The 16,725-nt window shown below is 70.5% G+C and carries 14 protein-coding genes; 10 read left to right on the top strand and 4 right to left on the bottom strand.

Annotated elements, in window-relative coordinates:
* Positions 1-111 precede the first annotated feature (111 nt).
* A complete protein-coding gene (locus tag FHU30_RS02490) occupies positions 112-270 on the top strand; it encodes a hypothetical protein (protein ID WP_253870950.1) in 159 nt (52 codons plus the stop codon).
* A gap of 521 nt (positions 271-791) precedes the next feature.
* On the opposite strand, the gene FHU30_RS02485 is transcribed toward FHU30_RS02490, so the two are convergent.
* The 3 genes from FHU30_RS02485 to FHU30_RS02475 all read right to left on the bottom strand — a co-directional run bounded on the left by FHU30_RS02485 (position 792) and on the right by FHU30_RS02475 (position 3,666).
* Positions 792-1,526 (bottom strand): SUKH-4 family immunity protein, encoded by a 735-nt coding sequence (locus tag FHU30_RS02485; protein WP_253870948.1) that lies wholly within the window; start codon positions 1,524-1,526, stop codon positions 792-794.
* 684 nt (positions 1,527-2,210) lie between these two features.
* Positions 2,211-3,143 carry a hypothetical protein gene (locus FHU30_RS02480; protein WP_253870946.1) on the bottom strand — a complete coding sequence of 311 codons (933 nt, stop codon included), beginning with the start codon at positions 3,141-3,143 and terminating at the stop codon, positions 2,211-2,213.
* Between the two features lie 178 nt (positions 3,144-3,321).
* Positions 3,322-3,666 (bottom strand): hypothetical protein, encoded by a 345-nt coding sequence (locus tag FHU30_RS02475; RefSeq protein ID WP_253870944.1) that lies wholly within the window; start codon positions 3,664-3,666, stop codon positions 3,322-3,324.
* Between the two features lie 386 nt (positions 3,667-4,052).
* Between FHU30_RS02475 and FHU30_RS02470 the strand changes: the two genes are divergently transcribed.
* The 9 genes from FHU30_RS02470 to FHU30_RS02430 all read left to right on the top strand — a co-directional run bounded on the left by FHU30_RS02470 (position 4,053) and on the right by FHU30_RS02430 (position 14,891).
* A complete protein-coding gene (locus FHU30_RS02470; RefSeq protein ID WP_253870942.1) occupies positions 4,053-4,283 on the top strand; it encodes a hypothetical protein in 231 nt (76 codons plus the stop codon).
* Positions 4,284-4,909: 626 nt separating this feature from the next.
* Positions 4,910-6,388, top strand: a complete 1,479-nt coding sequence (locus tag FHU30_RS02465) for an exopolysaccharide biosynthesis polyprenyl glycosylphosphotransferase (RefSeq protein WP_253870939.1) — start codon at positions 4,910-4,912, stop codon at positions 6,386-6,388.
* Positions 6,389-6,650: 262 nt separating this feature from the next.
* Positions 6,651-7,895, top strand: a complete 1,245-nt coding sequence (locus FHU30_RS02460) for an O-antigen ligase family protein (protein WP_253870929.1) — start codon at positions 6,651-6,653, stop codon at positions 7,893-7,895.
* Complete coding sequence (murJ, locus tag FHU30_RS02455) at positions 7,892-9,625, top strand: murein biosynthesis integral membrane protein MurJ (RefSeq protein WP_253870927.1); 1,734 nt, start codon at positions 7,892-7,894, stop codon at positions 9,623-9,625. Before FHU30_RS02460 ends, murJ begins: the two co-directional genes overlap by 4 nt.
* A 68-nt stretch (positions 9,626-9,693) precedes the next feature.
* Positions 9,694-10,488, top strand: coding sequence for a polysaccharide deacetylase family protein (locus tag FHU30_RS02450; RefSeq protein WP_253870918.1), 795 nt, complete (start codon positions 9,694-9,696; stop codon positions 10,486-10,488).
* Positions 10,485-11,612 carry a glycosyltransferase gene (locus tag FHU30_RS02445; protein ID WP_253870916.1) on the top strand — a complete coding sequence of 376 codons (1,128 nt, stop codon included), beginning with the start codon at positions 10,485-10,487 and terminating at the stop codon, positions 11,610-11,612. The genes FHU30_RS02450 and FHU30_RS02445 overlap by 4 nt, the downstream gene beginning before the upstream one ends.
* A complete protein-coding gene (locus FHU30_RS02440; protein ID WP_253870914.1) occupies positions 11,609-12,322 on the top strand; it encodes a YveK family protein in 714 nt (237 codons plus the stop codon). Before FHU30_RS02445 ends, FHU30_RS02440 begins: the two co-directional genes overlap by 4 nt.
* Positions 12,319-13,695 (top strand): GNAT family N-acetyltransferase, encoded by a 1,377-nt coding sequence (locus tag FHU30_RS02435; protein ID WP_253870912.1) that lies wholly within the window; start codon positions 12,319-12,321, stop codon positions 13,693-13,695. The genes FHU30_RS02440 and FHU30_RS02435 overlap by 4 nt, the downstream gene beginning before the upstream one ends.
* A gap of 62 nt (positions 13,696-13,757) precedes the next feature.
* Entirely contained in the window at positions 13,758-14,891 is a 1,134-nt protein-coding gene (locus tag FHU30_RS02430; RefSeq protein WP_253871867.1) for a glycosyltransferase, read from the top strand.
* Here the strand turns inward: FHU30_RS02430 and FHU30_RS02425 are convergent.
* Positions 14,888-16,618 carry a glycoside hydrolase family 26 protein gene (locus FHU30_RS02425; protein WP_253871929.1) on the bottom strand — a complete coding sequence of 577 codons (1,731 nt, stop codon included), beginning with the start codon at positions 16,616-16,618 and terminating at the stop codon, positions 14,888-14,890. The genes FHU30_RS02430 and FHU30_RS02425 overlap by 4 nt on opposite strands.
* Positions 16,619-16,725: the final 107 nt, after the last annotated feature.

Raw genomic sequence — 16,725 nt, 5'->3', positions numbered from 1 at the left:
CGCAGGCGCCACTGTGTCCAGCCTTCGACGCCGACACCACAGCAAGTTGGAGCTGGTCGCCGTCGTGAAACCCGCGTCGTCGAACCACGACGAGCGCTGCTCCGGCAAGCTTTGGAGGTCGGCAACCTCCCCCATTCCACCGACCTCGACGCACTCACCAACATGCTCATCGGCTCCTTCCACGGCCAGTACGTCACCCCCGCCGGCATCCCCGACGACTGGCCCAACCGAGTACGGACCGTCATCTGGCCGCCCGACCCCAGCCTCTGACCTGGTCCGGTGCCGCATGGGCACCGCTGCTGCACTACCGGCAGATCACCGGCCCAGACCTGCAGGCGTGCGGACTGCTGGGTCCGAGACTGTGGTTGCTCTGGTCCGGTCTCGTTGTGCCCGAGTGTCCGCTGTTGCGTCAACAGCCGAGGGTTGCAGCGAGGTGCTGGAAGTCTGCACGGGCACCACACCGAAGTCCTTGGCGAAGAGCGACCTGTCGTGCACCTTGTCGTAGCCGCTCCCGGTCCTCCGTTTGGGTGATCGTTTTGGGGGCGGCATCTCGTAATCCTTCGCATCGACCAGACGGAAGGACTGATCAAGTCTGGACGAGTGTGGCGGTGGCGCACCGTCTGCCCTTGAGTGGCCGTTTGGTTTGCAGGACCGAAGCCGGGGGACGACAGGTGGACGCCGCTCGGGTGGCCCTGGGGGGCGAGCACTGGATGGAGGAATCTGTCTCCGACGCTCCACCATCAAGTCCGAGACCTGCTGCTTCGCAGCAACCGGGCACAGCTGCAAGGTCGTCATCTGGCACGTCTGGTGAGTCTCCTGAACCAAACGGTGATTCGAGCCCGAGGTCGTTTCGAGGTTGGGACCGCCTTAAGCGCGGGTTGGGGTGTGTCGTTCGTTGTCGGGGGGATTGTCGAGTCGCGCTTGTACCTGGTGTACGCGGCGTCCAGCGTTCCCCAGGCCATGAGCGGCCAGATCATGCTTCGCCCGGTTTCCTTGTCCACCAGGAGCACTCGTTCAGTGTCGGTGGCGACGCGTGACGGAGGCGGGGGAGCTGCGATTACCAGGTTCCGTACGGCGAACGCGTCCTGGAGGTCGTACACCAGCGATGCCACCTCCCCACTCTGGACCGGGTGGCATCGCGCCTGCGCGCGCCGCCATGCATCGGCGGCGTCCACGCAAGGCAGTTGCCGCATCCGGTGGAGTGTGAACACGTTGGCGAGCCGCAGCACCGTGCGGCAGGGGAGGGCGCCGTTGGTGTCGCACTGGCCGCACCCGCCGCTCGCCCCGTCCAGGGAGCTGGTGCCCTGGTGGATGTCGAGGACGGCGTTGAGAGCGGCGGTCAGAGCGATCACCAATTGTGGGGCGTCTCGCAGGAACTCCGCTGACGGCTCATCCAAGAGCCCGTGTGCGGCGAGGTGCTGTGCTGCCCGCGTGATCGCGAGGTGGTCGGCGCGCATCGTTGTGACCTCGGCGGCGTGCACGCTTTGGACGATGCGTGCGCGGATTCTGGCAGCGATGTCTGACATGTGGTCTCCGGCGGGGATCGGAAGAGGCAGTGGGAGGACGTCTGCGCCCCGTGGGGGCCGGGCCGCTCATTGCCGGTCGGGCCCCTCTGAGGCGGGTTGTTGGTCCTCCCCGCGCTGGACGGTTGGCTTGTTCCAGCGTGGCGATGCTGTGTTCGGTGGCTTCCTGAAGGTCGATGTGGGTGGCGGAGGCAGGTTCCGGAGCGCGGCTCCAGGAGAACACCCGGGGTCACGCCCAGATGCTCACTTGGGATGCTCGACCAGTGAGATTCTGGTGCCTTCGAGGATGGGGCGAACAGCGCCCCAGCGGTCGGTCAAGGACCTGGTCAGGCACTGCGCGGCGACGGCCGGGAAGATCGGCCCACTGGGGCCGGGCCAGGACGTTGGCAGGGGAGAGGCGTCCAGCCGGCCTTGCCGGGCAGCGGCCAGGTCGTCAGGCGGGCCCATGAGTGGTGTGATCCCTAACCGATGGTGAAGCTCTCGAGAATGGTCATGCCACGCAGTCTTCGTCCGGCAGATCACCGCCGGTTTCCGGGATGGGGAAACGTTCGCCGATCGAGGTCGACACGATGACCATCAGTTCCGGCGTCTAGATGTCCTGACGTCCTTGAAACGGCCCAGCACGACCGCACCGTGGGCCCAGCGCCCCGAATGCGGGGGGCTCCGGGAGCGGCAAGCCGGGACGATCTAGGTTGATGAGGTCGGCCCGTAGAGATGGATCAGACCTCGGTAGTCGCCCAGGCCAAGGGTGGACGGGTCGGTGCTGCAGGCAGGGATGTCCGGGGTCACGGAGAGGCCTCTGTGGCCGCCCTGGACGTGAGCGAGGCCCAGGAAGTGCAGAGACTCATGGGTGGCCACGGAGACGGCGTCGTAGTGGGCGGGCGGGCAAGGGACGGCGGGGGTGCCCGTGGGGGTCTGGGACATCCACCAGGCCACCCGGTCGGAGCGCAGGGCGATGTCGCCTTCGACGATGCGGTGGTTCTCGCGCCAGATGCAGGTCACTGCCAGGAAGCGGGAGGGCGCACTCGGGAGGCTCATGAAGCCGATCGTGTTCACGCCGTCAGGGTCACCGCAGGTGCCGTCGGCCTCGAAGCCCGGCGCCTTGGCTGTGTGGCCGATGACGGTGGTGTTGATGTCCGGCGGGGGCGAGTATGCGCCGCCCTTGTCGCAGTCGGTCACGGCGTGTGTGGCTCGACGGAGGCCTTCGGGGATGGCCCAGTCGAGGGCCGTGGGTCTGGCGCTGTCGAACTGCCGGAGCCGGATGGTTGATCCCTTGGGCCAGGCTGCCCGGGTCGCGAAGGTGCCATCGGTGCAGGGGTTGTCGATGTCGCCATGCAGGGGCATGGGATCGGAGGGGGCGGTGTCGCTGATGACCACGTGGCGGCCGTCGGCGCTTCGAGCAACGGTGAGTTGGCCCGAGCCGTCCGCGGATGTGGTGTAGGCCGTCACCGAGAGCCCGTTTCTGGGGACGTGGACTCGGGTGATGCCGTCAGTGGCGGTCAACGTCCCGTGCGGTGGGCACTCGAGCGTCACCTTGTTGCGGAGGCTGCTGACTTGGAGATGCCGGGACTCCCGGATACAAGGTGTGCGGGCGTCCGCGTCGGGGATCGCCGTCGACAAGGAGGCGATCGCACAGATGCCGATCGCGGTGGCTAGCCTCCCTGGGGCGCGTAGCGCGAACACGTGAAATCAACTCCCTGTGCGGTGGGTGAGGTGGGCGGCGGGGACGGAAGCCAAGGCCTCGCCCCGCCGCCCTGCTGGTCCCGGAACTCACCGGGCGGAGTGCCGGGATGCCCGACTAGTGTCGGTGGAGGTAGGGGCGGTACACGTACTTGAGTAGCCACGACGGCTTGACCCCGCCGCGGAGCTTCACCCAGCCGCGGGGGTTGTTGCACTTCTTGGCGAACACGATCTTGCCGTCCGGCAGGATGCCGAGGATCTTCCCGTTCGGGATCTGGCGGACGTGCAGGCCGTGCTCGGCGTCTACGACGTAGCGGCAGACCGGTCCCGAGGCCGCGGCCCCGGTTGCCGGGGCCGTGCTGGGCGTCGCCGCCTCGGCCGCGCCGGACGCCAGCAGTGCCGCGCCGCCGAGGCCAATTCCGGTGATCGCCAGAGCGATACCGCGTCGAACTGTCGCTCCCATGTGTCGTGCTCCTTCGTGATCGAGCCGTCGCGTATGCGACGCGCTTCCGACCTGACAGGAATTCCCGACATATGACATGACAAGGCCCGCTTCCTGCCAAGGTTAGGAAAGTTCGTGGGATGGCGCACGGTGCAGCACAGGTCCCGACGGGTATCGGTCGACCGGAGGTGGGGTGTCGCCCTTCGATCGACGGGCGTTTAGGGGGGAATTGTGGATTTGCATTGCGGTGCCAGGCCACAGGGGTGTCAAACTTTGGTGATCAACGTGCTAACCCCCTGGCCTGGACTGGAATTCGGGGCGCGCTCCATGTTGAGTATTGAGGTGTCGCGCTCGCGAGAGCACGGCGTGTTCGACATTCTCCTACTGTGCACAGAAGGGGCTTCGATATGAAGCGACTGGTGGCGACGGGCCTGCTGGCCCTCACTTCGGGCGGCGTGCTGCTGAGCGCGTCTCCGGCGATGGCGAACTACGACGACGACGGCCCGCAGAACAACCAGATCATCGGCGTTCAGACCTGCCGCTCGATCGACGTCGCCGTCATCGGCGCGGCCATCCACAACATCCTCGGTCTCGACAACGAGTCGGGCGACTGCGCCAACGGCTCCATGGTCAACTGACGCAGCCTTTCCGGGTCGGGGGCGAGTTTCGACTCGCCCCCGACCGTTCGCTTTTACCGAAGGGATTCCCTGCGCGCCCCGCGTCCCGCTGGTATCGCCACCCAGCCGTTATTTTCCCGGCCCTCCGGGGCTGTGGATCTCTCGTGTGCCGGGGCGCCGTCTCCACCGTTTCTCGAAGGGGACGGTCAACGCTTCTCCATCGTCCCCACGCTGTTTGTCAAAGAGCTGTGGCGGTGCATGCGCCCTCCGTTAGGGCGTGTGATGCTCGCCATCAGACCGCGAACCCGAGCGAAAAGAACCTCCGGAGGGACGGGCGTCTCGAGCTGGGAGCCGCCCGTGCCGACCGGGATCGTCTCGTCAGGGCCGATACCGAAGAGGTGGCAAGACGGTGTGTCTGGCTCGCAGCCCCCGAACCGCGTCCGTGGATCCTTCGCTGACCACCTGTTCGTATTACGAACGGTCGATACCGCTCACGCGCGAACCCCGGCGGGGAAGTCCACGGGAATGCTGCCCGGTCCGACTTCGGTCTGGGGATCGGCCTGCGTCCTCCACGTCGTCTGAGTGTCCGCGACACATGCGGCCAGCTCGCAGAGCCTCGCTGTTCTGTTCCCGGAAAGGACGTCGATTTGGGAGCTCAGGGGTTTGCGGGCCTCGGCACGGCCGAGGAGACCACGACCTTCCCGCCGGTCTTCCAGGACCGCGCACCCGGATCGCGGACCGGGCGGACGGCGAGCCAACGCGTCTTCGGACGCCATCTCCTGCGGCGCCTGCCGGCGGCCGGGTACCGGTTTTCGCTGGCGCTCCTCGACTTCAGCGTCGCCAGCGGAGTGGCGCTCTTCCTGGGTGACTCCCCGGCCCGGGCCGTCCTCACCGGGACGGCGCTTGCGACGATGCAGGCCGTGACGGGCAGGTACCGGCTTCGCCGCAGCCTGAGCCTGGTCGACGAGGTCGCTCCGAGCATGACGCACCTGCTGCTGGCGGACCTGGCCGTCAACCGCATCCTGCTGGCGCCCGAAGGCGCGCCGCTGCAACTCGCGACCGTCCAGGTGGCGGCGTTCGTTCTCGCGGCCTTGCTGCTCGTTCTGGCCGGACGCATCCCGGTGTTCGAGGCGGCGCGGCGGTTCCGAGCCAGGCCCGAGCGGCGCAGGGCCACAGCCGTCATCGGAACGGGCGAGGTCGCCGACCGCCTCGCCGCGCACCTTGATCGCCATGCTGAGCTGGGCCTGACCATCACCGCCCGACTGGACCCGCACGAGCTGGACGAGCCCACCCCTCGGACGGACGCGGCCGAGGACTGGCCGGAGCTCACCCAGGCGCTCCGGCGCACCCGGATCCGCGTCGTCCTCGTGCTCTGCGAGGGCGCCCACCCGGTGCGGGTGGACGCCGCCGCGCGCGCGGCCGCCCGGTACGCCGGCGAGGTCTGGGCGGTCGTGAGCACGCCAGGCGTGGTACCCGCTGGGGCGCGCGGCCGCGAGTTCCTGGCCGGGGTCCCGGTCGTCCGGATCCTGGACGCCACGCAGATCACCCTCGCCCACCGCGCCAAGCGGTTGTTCGACTTGGCCGTGGCGTCGGCGCTGGTGATGGCCCTGGGCTGGCTGATGCTGACCTGCGCTGTCGCGGTGCGGCTCGAGGGCGGGCCTGGCGTCCTTTTTCGACAGCGCCGGATCGGACGCCTCGGCCGGGAGTTCACGCTGGTGAAGTTCCGGACGGTCCGCCCGAGCACCGAGCACCACGGTGACACCAGCTGGTCGGTGGACCACCAGCGCCTGGTCGGCCCGGTCGGCCGGTTCCTGCGCAAGTCCTCCCTGGACGAGCTGCCGCAACTGTGGAACGTCATCCGTGGCGACATGAGCCTTGTCGGGCCCCGGCCCGAGCGCCCGCACTTCGTCGCCACGTTCGGTGCGTCGGTCCCCAACTACCGGCTGCGCCACCGCATGCCGGTCGGGATGACCGGCTGGGCGCAGGTCAACGGGCTCCGCGGGGACACCTCGATCGAGGACCGGGTGCGCTATGACAACTACTACATCGATCACTGGTCGTTCGCGGCGGACCTGCGGATCCTGCTGATGACCGTCCGGTCGGTGATCGTGCGAGAAGGCCGGTGACCGGTCGATGAATCCGCTGGCCCGCACCGAGGAGAACCCCGGCGCTGCGCCGCCTCGGCACGGCGTGACCGGTGCATGGACGACGCCGTTGGAAGACCGCGGATCGGAGCGCTTCGACCGGTCCTCTGGGCCGGACCCCTGCCTCCCTCGACGAAGCGACCATCTGCGACACAGCAGGCTCCTGCGACGGGACGCACTCCTCGGGTCAAAGGGACTCCCGCGCCCGCGGCCTTCCTGGCTGGTCGCGGCGACCGTGCTGAGCGTGGCCGTCCCCATGGGGGGCGACTCGGTCGGCACCGGCACGCATGCCTCGCCCGGCGACGTGGTCAGCCTGGTGCTGATTGCGATCGCAGCGGCACTGTGGCGACGCGACTGCGGACGCGGCTTCGGGCGCGCTCGGATACACGTCGGTGTCACGCTGCTCCTCGCGGGCCTGGTCGGCGCGTCGGCGGTCTCGATGATCTGCTCAGCCGACCCGGCCACGAGCCTGGTCGGATGGGTGCGGGAGACGCAGGTCCTGGTGCTGGTGCCGCTCGCGGTGCTGGTCTCCCTGCGCGACCGGCGGGACGTCGCGGTCGTCGTCGCGTCGGTCCTGGCGCTCGGCACCGGCGAGGCGGTGTTCGGTATTTGGCAGACTGTCACGCACAACGGCGCGTCCTATGCCGGGGAACTCGTGCGTGCGGTGGGAACCTTCGGGGCGCTGGACGTCATGGCGATGGCGACCGTCTGCGGCATCGCGCTGGTTGCGGCCCTCTCACTCGCCCTCACCACGAAGCGCGGGTGGCGGCGGGCCGGGCTGCTCGTCGTCGCGGTGGTGCTGAGCGTCGCCCTGGTGTGCTCGCTGAGTCGGGGAAGCTGGATCGCGGCATCGGTCGGTGCCGCGGTCGTGCTGCTTCGGTTCGATGCGAAGCTGGCGTTGAAGCTCGGGCTCTGCACGGCCGCGGTGTTCACGATCGTCGTTGGTGGGTTCGGGATCGGTTCGGGGATGGTCGCCGAACGCACCCAGTCGATCCTCCACTCCGTCCATGACCCGGACCGCTCGGTCGGTGACCGCTACGCGTTGTGGAGCACCGCCGAAGGCATGTGGCAGGACCATCCGGTCGCTGGCGTAGGCCTTAAGAACTTCCCAGCCTTCCGCGATGCATACGCGCCGCCGCAGCTGTCTGGGGCAAGCGACACCGACGACTCGGTCACCGGGTTCGTCCGAGAGCCGCTGCTCTCACCGCACAACCAGTACCTCCTGATGCTGGCTGAGCAGGGCCTGCTCGGCGCGGGCGCGTCCATACTGGCGCTCGGCGGGCTGCTGGTCGGGCTGTGGCGGAGGGCGAGGCCGGCCGACGGCCACTGGCTGCTCTGCCTCGGTGTCACCGCCGCGACGGCCGTCAACTTCCTCTATTCCGACATGGGCGGGCCCACCACTGTTCTGATCGGGATCGTCCTCGGCCTGGCAGCACGGCACACCTACCCCGTCGCGAGCCGCCATGAGGTTCTGGGGAACGCGTGGTGACCGCCACTGAGGTCCCCATCGCCGAGGCGAAGGCGGAGGCCCTCGCGATCGGGCGGGCCGCGGGGCTGTCGGCGGTGCTGGTGTGCGCGGGCACCGGGGCGGGGTTCGTCCGGGACCTGCTGCTGGCGCACCACTTCGGCGCCGGGCCCAGTACCGACGCGTTCCTGGTGTCCTGGACGGTCCCCGAGACCGTCTCGCCGCTGCTCATCGAGGACGCCATGGCACTGATCATGGTGCCGGCCGTCACCCGAGCGATGCTGCGGCCGCAGGGGGTGTCGCGGCTGGTCCGCCGGGTCGTGCCGCGCCTGGTCCTGGTGCTGTCGGCCATGTCGGTGATGGTGATGCTGCTGGCCCCGTGGCTGGTGCGGATCGCGGCGCCCGGCGTCCACCAGGCATCGGCGGTCACCTGCCTGCGGCTCACCGCGGTGACCGTCCTGACGTTCGGCGTCGCCGGACTCATCAGCGCGATCCTGCGACCGCACGGCCGCTTCGGACCGCCTGCCGCGATATACCTCGCCTACAACGTCGGCATCTTGACGATGCTGGTCACGCTCGCGCACGCGTGGGGGATCACCAGCGCCGCGCTGGGTGTCGCCTGCGGCAGCCTCCTCATGGTTCTGGTCCAACTTCCGGCGTTCATCCGGGTGCTGCGGGTGGAGCGCGAGTCGAGTGGCGGCCCTGCCGAGACTTCGCTTGAACGGCCCGAGGCCGCGAAGCCCTCGGTCAAGCGCCCGCGGCCCAGGCCTCGCGCCAAGGACAGGCGGGTTTCGGCTCGGCAACTGCAGATCGCCGCCGCCGCTCCGATCGTGACGTTCACACTCATCCGGCAGGCGCAGGTGCTGGTCGAGCGGTTCTTCGGCTCGAGCCTGCCCGGGGGGACCATCTCCCACCTCAACTACGCGCAGAAGGTCGCGCAGGTGCCGATGGTGCTGGCGCTGCTCATCGCAACCGTCACCTTCCCCCGGCTCGTGCGCGCGCACCTGGACGACGACGGCGCACGGCTCCGGCAGCAGATCGAGGGCGACCTCACGGTCGTCGCCCTGCTGATCATCGTCGCCATCACCTACCTGTGGACGTTCGCCCCGCTCATCACGCAGGTGATGTTCCAGCACGGCGAGTTCTCCCATGCCGACGCGATGAGCACGGCCGCCATCCTCCGGGTCTACTCGCTCGGTCTGCTCGCCCAGTGCGCTCTGGGAGTAAGCGTTCGCGCGCTGTCTGCGGGACGCCGCCCCAGCTGGCGGACACCGCTGGCGATGCTTGTCGGCCTTTCGGTGACCTTCGCCGTCGCCGACCTGTTCAGCGCGAGCCACGGCGCCACGGCTCTGGCTGCGGGCAACGCGATCGGCATCAGCGTCGCCGCCGCCCTGCATCTGTTCACGGTGCGGCAGAAGGTCGCGCGCATTCGGTTCGGGCTGCTGGGGCGGCGCCTCCTGGTCGGCGGCGGGTGCGCGCTCGCCGCCGGTGCCGCCGCAGCCCAGGCCACGCGGCTGCTGGCCGGGCAGCAGGCCCCGATCGCCCGGCTCGCTGTTGGCGGCGCGGTGCTGCTGGTGGTCATGGCGGCGGCACTGGTCCTGCTGAGCGCCGTGACCGGCGGCCTGCGTGTCAGGAACCTGTGTGTCCGAGCGATGGGACGCCATGCCACACGCACCGGAACGGACGGGGTCGAAGAGGTCGGCTCGGCTTCGTCCGCCGAACCAGTGCCGGCCATGCGAAGGGGGAACGGCTGATGGGCATCGTGTGGACAGGTATGGCTCAGCCGTACGGCACGGCGTGGCCGGGCCTTTGGGCGGGCTCTGTGGACAAGAGGCCGGCGGAGTTCGGCCCATCGCGGCTGATCGGCGGCGCGGAGCCGTCCATCTCCCCCGCGGACGAGCCGCCCAGCGAGCGTCAAGGCCGGATGCCGCCGGTGCTGATGTACCACTCGGTGGAGGAGTACCGCGAGGATCCGCACCTGGTCACCGTCACTCCGGCCCGGTTCCTGAGCCAGATGCGCTGGCTGGAGTCGCGGGGGCTGCGCGGGGTCGCGGTCAGCGAGCTGCTCGCCGCCAAGGCCGCCGGACGGCACCGGCGGATGGTCGGCCTGACCTTCGACGACGGTTACGCCGACTTCGTCTGGCAGGTCCTCCCGGTGCTGACCCAGATGGGCTTCACCGCCACGGTCTTCGTGGTGGCCGGGGAGATCGGCGGCAGCAACTCCTGGGACGACGGCCCGCGCAAGCCTCTGATGACCGCCGATCAGCTGCGGGCCGTGGCCGCCTCGGGCGTGGAGATCGCCTCCCACGGCGTCCAGCACCTGGCGCTTCCGCAGCTGGCCTACGACGAGCTCGTCTGGCAGCTTACGGAGAGCCGGAGCTTGCTGGAGGACCTCCTGCAGCGGCCCGTCCGGGGCTACGCCTACCCCTACGGCCATGTCACCCCACGGGAGGTCAGGGCCGTCCGGGCGGGGGGCTACGACTACGGCTGCGCGATCTGGACGTCGGGCGTCGACCGGCATGCGCTCGCCCGTACCTACATCGGCGAGCGCGACAACGGGCTGCGGATGCGGGCCAAGTTCGTCCGGCACCGGATCCGTCAGAGGAACCTCCCATGACCCGGGTCCTGCACGTCATCACCGGGCTGGGCCTGGGCGGCGCTGAACATCAGCTGGTCCAGCTTGCGCGGTACCTCCCCGTACAGTGCGAGGTGGCGGTGCTGACCGGGCCGCCCCTGCTGGCCGGTGAGCTGCGCGCAATCGGCGTCCCGGTGCACGACCTGAACATGGCGCACAACCGGGACCTGACGGTCCTGCCGAGGCTGGTGGCGCTGATCCGGCGCGGCCGGTACGACGCCGTCCACACCCACCTGTACCGCGCCTGCCTGTACGGCCGGGTCGCCGCCCGCCTGGCCGGGGTGCGGCGCATCATCGCGACCGAGCACTCACTGGGCGAGAACCACATGGAGGGCCGGAGCACGACCTGGCCCGTCCGGATCACCTACCGCGCGTGCGAGCGCCTCGGGACCGCCACGATCGCCGTGTCGCCCACGGTCGAGCGGCGGCTGCGCGACTGGGGCGTCCCGGCGCGGAAACTGGTGACCATCCCGAATGGCCTGGACCCCGCTGTGTTCGCGTTCAGCCCCGAGGCCCGCGAACAGGTCCGGGGCGAGTTCGGCCTCGGGCCCGGGGACTTCGTGGTCGGCACGGTCGGACGCCTCGTGCCCACCAAACAGGTGGACGTGCTGATCGAGGCCATCGCCGCACTGCCCGGAGCGCGGCTGCTGATCGTCGGCGATGGGCCAGACGCGTCCCACCTGCAGGCGACGGCCTCGGCCTCGCCCGCGAGCGGCCGCGTCGTCTTCGCGGGCGCGCGCGAGGACATCGGTGCGTGTCTGTCAGCCATGGACGTGTTCGCCTCGCCCTCCGCGCAGGAGACCTTCGGGCTCAGCGTGTTGGAGGCGCTGGCGAACGGGCTCCCCACTCTCTACACGACCTGTCCGGCGCTCGACGACCTGGCCGGATGTCCCGCTCCCGGTGACCCGCCGATCCAACGCGTGCCCGGCACCGCCGCGGCCTACACGACCGCGCTCGCCGCGCTCGGGGACCGGCCCGTATCGCCGCGTTCCTGCGCCGCCGCCGCGCGGGCCTACGCGGTCGACGGCCTTGTCACCCGCCTGGTCGCGCTCTACCAGGGCGGCCAGTCCGGCCTCATGACGACGTGCGAGGAGGCACACCCATGACCACGGTCAAAGCCCAAGCGGATGGGAACCGCCCCGACACCACCGCCGGGCCCCCGCCGGTTCCTGCCCGCCCGCGCGGCGCGATGCGCGACGCCGCGCTCCCGATGCTGATGATCACACTCGGTGCGGTCGCCGGCGCGGCCTACGGGACGATCACGCCACCCACCTACGAGGCGTCCGCGCACGTACTCATCACGCCGGACAAATCCGGCAGCGCCCCCGAGGCGGTGAACTACGCACAGGCATATGGCCGACTCGCGAACCTGCCCGAGACGCTGACCTGGGCGCCGGCCCCGCCGTGGGGATCCTCGGTTGCGTCGGCTGCCCGCCGCGTCCGCACGTCCACGTCCCCGGACACGCCGCTGATCCGGCTGATCGCCTCGGCAGGCAAGCCGCGCCAGGCCGCCGACCTGGCCAACGCCGCCGCCGCCGGGCTGGTGCGCTATGGCAGCGTCCATCAGGGCGACACCGGGGTCCGGGTCGTCCTGATGAGCAACGCGCTTGTCCCGACGGCCGCGAGCTCGCCGAGTCCCGGTCTCGACATCGCGGTCGGCGCGGCGGCCGGCGGGCTGCTCGCGGCGCTTGCCGCCCTCGCCGGGCTGCGGTGGCCTCAGCCCGGCCCGCGCGGCCGTCGCCGGGATGTCACCGGCTTCCGATTCCCGGTGCGCCGGGACCACGCCGAGCAGGCCACCACGGAGGCCGAGCAGTGAGCCCCTACCCGTCCCCTCACCGGGTGGACGAGGCGCGCTGGCACGTGCAGATCCACCACGACGACACCGCATGGGACGCCCTGCACGCGGACTGGAACGAACTCTACGAGCGCAGCGGTGCCACCCCCTTCCAGTCGCTGGACTGGAACATCGCCTGGTGGCGCCACTACGGCAGGCCCGGACGGCTGCGCCTGGTCACGGTCCGGCGCGACGGCCGACTGGTCGCGCTGGCGCCGCTGACGCTCTGCCGGCAGTACGGGCATCGTGTCCTCATGCCGCTGGCCGCCGCGCAGAGCGACCACACCGACGTGCTGATCGACCGCGAGCACGCGGCCATCGCCGCCGACCGACTCGCCGGGGCGCTGCTGGCCGAGCCGGGCTGGAGCGTCCTGGACTTTCCTGAGGTGATGCCGAACGGCGCGGTCGGACTGCTAGCCGAGCGGTGGACGCGGCTGCGCCGCCGCGAACCGTCCTCGGTGTGCTTGCAACTTCCGGCCTGCGCACCCGGCGAATTCGCCGCCCGGTTCCCGCGCCGGACGGCGGGCAAGGTCCGCGCGCGCCTCCGGAAGATCGAGGCGCTGGGACTGGAGATCCGGCAGGTCGCCGCCACCGAGTCGGAGCGCGCGATCGGCGAGATGCTTCATCTGCACGAGCGGCAGTGGCAGGGACGCGGCATCAATACCGAGCACCTCCAGCCGCGCTTCGCCGCGATGCTCGCCGATGCGGCGGCCTCGATGATCCCGTCCGGGCGGGCGGTCCTCACCGAGTACCGGCGCGACGACCGGGTCGTGGCAAGCGACCTGGTCGTCGTCGGCGCCGACTGGGTCGGGGCCTACCTGTACGGTGCGGAGCCAGATCTGCGGAACGCCATGGACGTGTCGTTGATGCTGCTCAGCAACGACCTGCGGCTGGCCAGCGGCCTCGGCAGGCAATCGCTGAGCCTGCTACGCGGCCAGGAGGACTACAAGCTCAAGTGGCAGCCGACGCTGGTCCAGAACGAGCGCGTCGTGCTGTGCCGGTCCGCCCTGGCAGCGAGCTACCTGGCCTGCGTGACCGGCCGCGGCCGTCTGGCTCGCCTGGTCCACAGCGCCCGCAGCTGGCGCGCCCGAGCCACCGGCTCCGCCCCGCCTGCGGCACCTGCCCCGGCCCGCCAACCCGAGCCCACCACCCAACCCGCCCGACCCGAGCCCGCTGCACCCTCTGCTCGCTCCGAGCCAGCCACGCCCGGGACGAGGGACACGACCGCTGCAGCGTCTGAGCCCGGCAAGCCCGATGCGGGGACCGAGGACACCGCCCCGGCCGGGCGGAAGGAGCCTGGCGCGCCCGGCGTGGGGCCAAGGCTGCTTCGACCGACGGATGTGGAGCGCGCATGATTGATGATCGTCTTACCGCAGGACCTTCGGCCGAGTCCGGCTTGCAGGATCGGCCATTGCGGGTGCTGCATGTCGCGCAGCCGACGACGGGCGGCGTCGCGGGATATCTCGTGCAGGCCCTCGCTGCGCAGCGGGACCGCGGCTGGCGGGTCGTTGTGGCGTGCCCCCCGGACGGGGTGCTCCCGCAGGAGGCGCCTGAGCATGGCGTCCCGGTCCTGCCGTGGCAGGCGGGGCGCGCACCGGGGATGAGCACGTTGGACGAGGCTCGTGAGCTGCGGCGCATCATCAGCGCCCTGGGGCCGGACGTGATCCACCTGCATTCGTCGAAGGCGGGGCTGGCTGGACGGCTGCCCGGAGTGGCCGGGGGGCGCCCCGTCCTGTTCCAGCCGCACGGGTGGTCGTGGCTGACCAGCGGGGGCGCACTCGCGCGCGCGAGCACGCGCTGGGAGCGCTGGGCCGCGCGCGGGACCGATGCGATCGTCTGCGTAGGTGAGGGAGAACGCCTGCAGGGTGTCGCGAAGGGGATTCGGGACAGGCTGTGGACGATCCGCAACGGGGTCGATCTCAGCCGGTTCCTGCCCGCCGACGAGCAGGAACGCCGCCTGGCGCGGGAGCGGCTGAGCCTGTCGGCCGATGTGCGACTGGTCGTGTGCGTGGGACGCGTCACGCGCCAGAAGGGACAAGACCTCCTGCTGGACGCGTGGGATCGGGTGGCGGCATCCTGCCCCGACGCCGAACTCGCCCTCGTCGGTTCCGGCGACATGTTGGAGGAACTGCGTCATCGGGGTGGGCAGCGAGTGCGCTTCGTTCCCGAGGTCGCAGATCCGCGTGACTGGCTCGCGGCGGCGGACGTGGTGGCCATTCCTTCCCGGTGGGAGGGCCTTCCGCTGGTCGCGCTGGAGGCACTCGCGGTCGGACGTAGTGTGGTCGCGTCGCGGATACCGGGATTGATCGAGGTCGTCACGTCCGAGGTCGGCGCGCTGGTGTCGAGCGGGGACTCGGCGGACCTGGCCCGGGCGCTCATGCTGCGCCTACGGGGTCCGGGGCTCGCCGCGTCCGAGGCTCAGGCGGCCCGTGTCCGCGCCCAGGAGTTCGACGTGGCCGAAACCCACCGGCAGCTCTGCGCGCTGACGCTGGCCGTCGCGATGGGGACCGTCGGCGCCCCGGCACTGGACAGTCCCGTTCCGGTCACCTAGCAGCGGCGCATCAGCCGGTTCGAGGGTCCGCTACTCGCCGCGGACACAATCGGTTTCGGCGGCGAGACGATCCTGACCGGTGCTCTGAGCTCGAGCTCGCCTGGCGGCACCGGAGGTGCGAGCGCTGTCGGAGACGGTGTGGGCACAACAGGGGCCGGCGCGACCGGCGACTTGGTCGGAACAGCGGCTGCGTTCGGTTCAGAGTTGGGTGGAGCGGCGATCGCAGGCGGTGCACCCGCAGGTGGCGTCGCCACCGCAGGCGCTCCGGCGGTCGGTGGTGCGGCGGTCGGCCAAGGGGGAGTGGTCGGCATGGGCGGCGGGACGAGGCTCGGCTGGGCCGTCATCGGCGGACTGCTGTGGCACTGCGTAACGGGCGCTGGCGCGGTGGGTCTCGGAGCCGGAAGGGGCGCCGGCACCGGATCGGGGGTGGGCGGATCCGTTGGGCCCGGCTTGGGTGATGCCGTTGACTGCGTGGTCGGTCCCGCTGGAGGCGTGGGCGGGGTTGGAGGTACCTGCACGAGAGCGGACGAACTCGTGGACGAGCTCGTGACCACCGGCTGCTTCGTGGCCGTCGGCGGGCTCGCGGTCGCTGGAGGGGGTGTCGCCATTGGCGGCACGGCTGCCGGCGGTGGGGCCGTGGCGGTGGACGGCGGCGTGGGGAGCGTCGGCGGCAGCGGTGGGACCGTCGAGGGAGGCGTTGAAGTGACCGGCGGCGTGGGGGTGGGCTGGGGCGGTGGAGGCGTCGTCGGCGGAAGGGTGGTGGGTGGAGGCGTCGTGGGGGGCGGCGTCGTTGGGGGAGGCGTGGTCGGGGTCGGCGACGCGCTGGGGCCGAACAGCTTACGGAAGGTCGCGGAGGAGCGCGGGTTCTGCCCGCAGCGCCAGACACCGTGCGGGCAATAGTCGGTGATCGTCTGGTAGACCACCCGATGGGTCGTGATCCAGTGGTGCATCCCCTTCACGAAGTCGGGGTCGTCGGAGTTGCGGAACAGTCCCCATTCGGGGAACGACAGCGGCTTGCCGTGCGCGGCGCCGAAATTCGCCTGGTCGGCCAGCCCGTAGGGCTCGGTGACGAAGTGGTCGAAGTCGGCGCCTGCAGGCTGGTCGTAGCTGTCGGTGCCGATGATGTCGACGACGTCGTCGCCGGGGTAGCAGCGCGTCCAGGGGATGGCGTCGAGGCCGCGGCTGGTGGTGAAGTCGAAGCGGAAGCGGGCACCCGGCACGGCGCGCATCGCCGTGACGATCCGCCGCCAGTAGGCCCGCCACGCGTCCGGGTTGGGGAAGCACCGGCTGGTGTAGGTGTTCCCGTTCATCTCCCAGCCGGGGGCAAGGATGGCGTCGCCCGCGCCCCCGCTCGTGAGCTTGGCGGCGAGGGCGCGGAAATGCCGGTCGTAGTCGCCCCTCGCGCCCGCCGCCAGCTGCTTTGCCACCGAGCGGTCGCTCAGCCGAGCCTCATTGCGCGGCAGCATCGGGACGTTCAGGACGAACAACTTCTCCGGGTTCGCGCGCTTCCAGGTCAGCCAGGGCCACAACACCTCGGGCGCGCCCTCGATGTCGCTCCAGCTGACCCCGGGCAGGTAGGTGTGGCCGACGTCGACCGGCGAACCGAGCCACTGCTGGAACGCCGGGATGCGCTGGACGCCTTCGCTGTCCGAACCCAGGAACGCGCCGAGCGGAACCGAGTGCTCCGGCTCCTGAACGGCCGAGGGTGCGGTCCCCCGGAAAGACAAGCCGACACCAAGGATGAGGAAAACGGCGACTGCCGCGAGTGAGATCGCGCCCCATGTTCTCGATGGTCCGGGCCTTGGTGGAATGAAACGCCGAGTACCTGCGCGCC

It is taken from the genome of Actinomadura rupiterrae (genome assembly GCF_024172125.1).
GTDB lineage: Bacteria > Actinomycetota > Actinomycetes > Streptosporangiales > Streptosporangiaceae > Spirillospora > Spirillospora rupiterrae.
The sequence above is the reverse complement of the archived record's forward strand: the minus strand, read 5'-3'. Positions and strand labels throughout refer to the sequence as shown.

Coding starts and splice junctions, on each gene's coding strand:
- FHU30_RS02485 (WP_253870948.1), bottom strand. CDS start 1,526: ATGTCAGACATCGCTGCCAGAATCCGCGCACGCATCGTCCAAAGCGTG.
- FHU30_RS02475 (WP_253870944.1), bottom strand. CDS start 3,666: ATGGGAGCGACAGTTCGACGCGGTATCGCTCTGGCGATCACCGGAATT.
- FHU30_RS02470 (WP_253870942.1), top strand. CDS start 4,053: ATGAAGCGACTGGTGGCGACGGGCCTGCTGGCCCTCACTTCGGGCGGC.
- FHU30_RS02445 (WP_253870916.1), top strand. CDS start 10,485: ATGACCCGGGTCCTGCACGTCATCACCGGGCTGGGCCTGGGCGGCGCT.
- FHU30_RS02440 (WP_253870914.1), top strand. CDS start 11,609: ATGACCACGGTCAAAGCCCAAGCGGATGGGAACCGCCCCGACACCACC.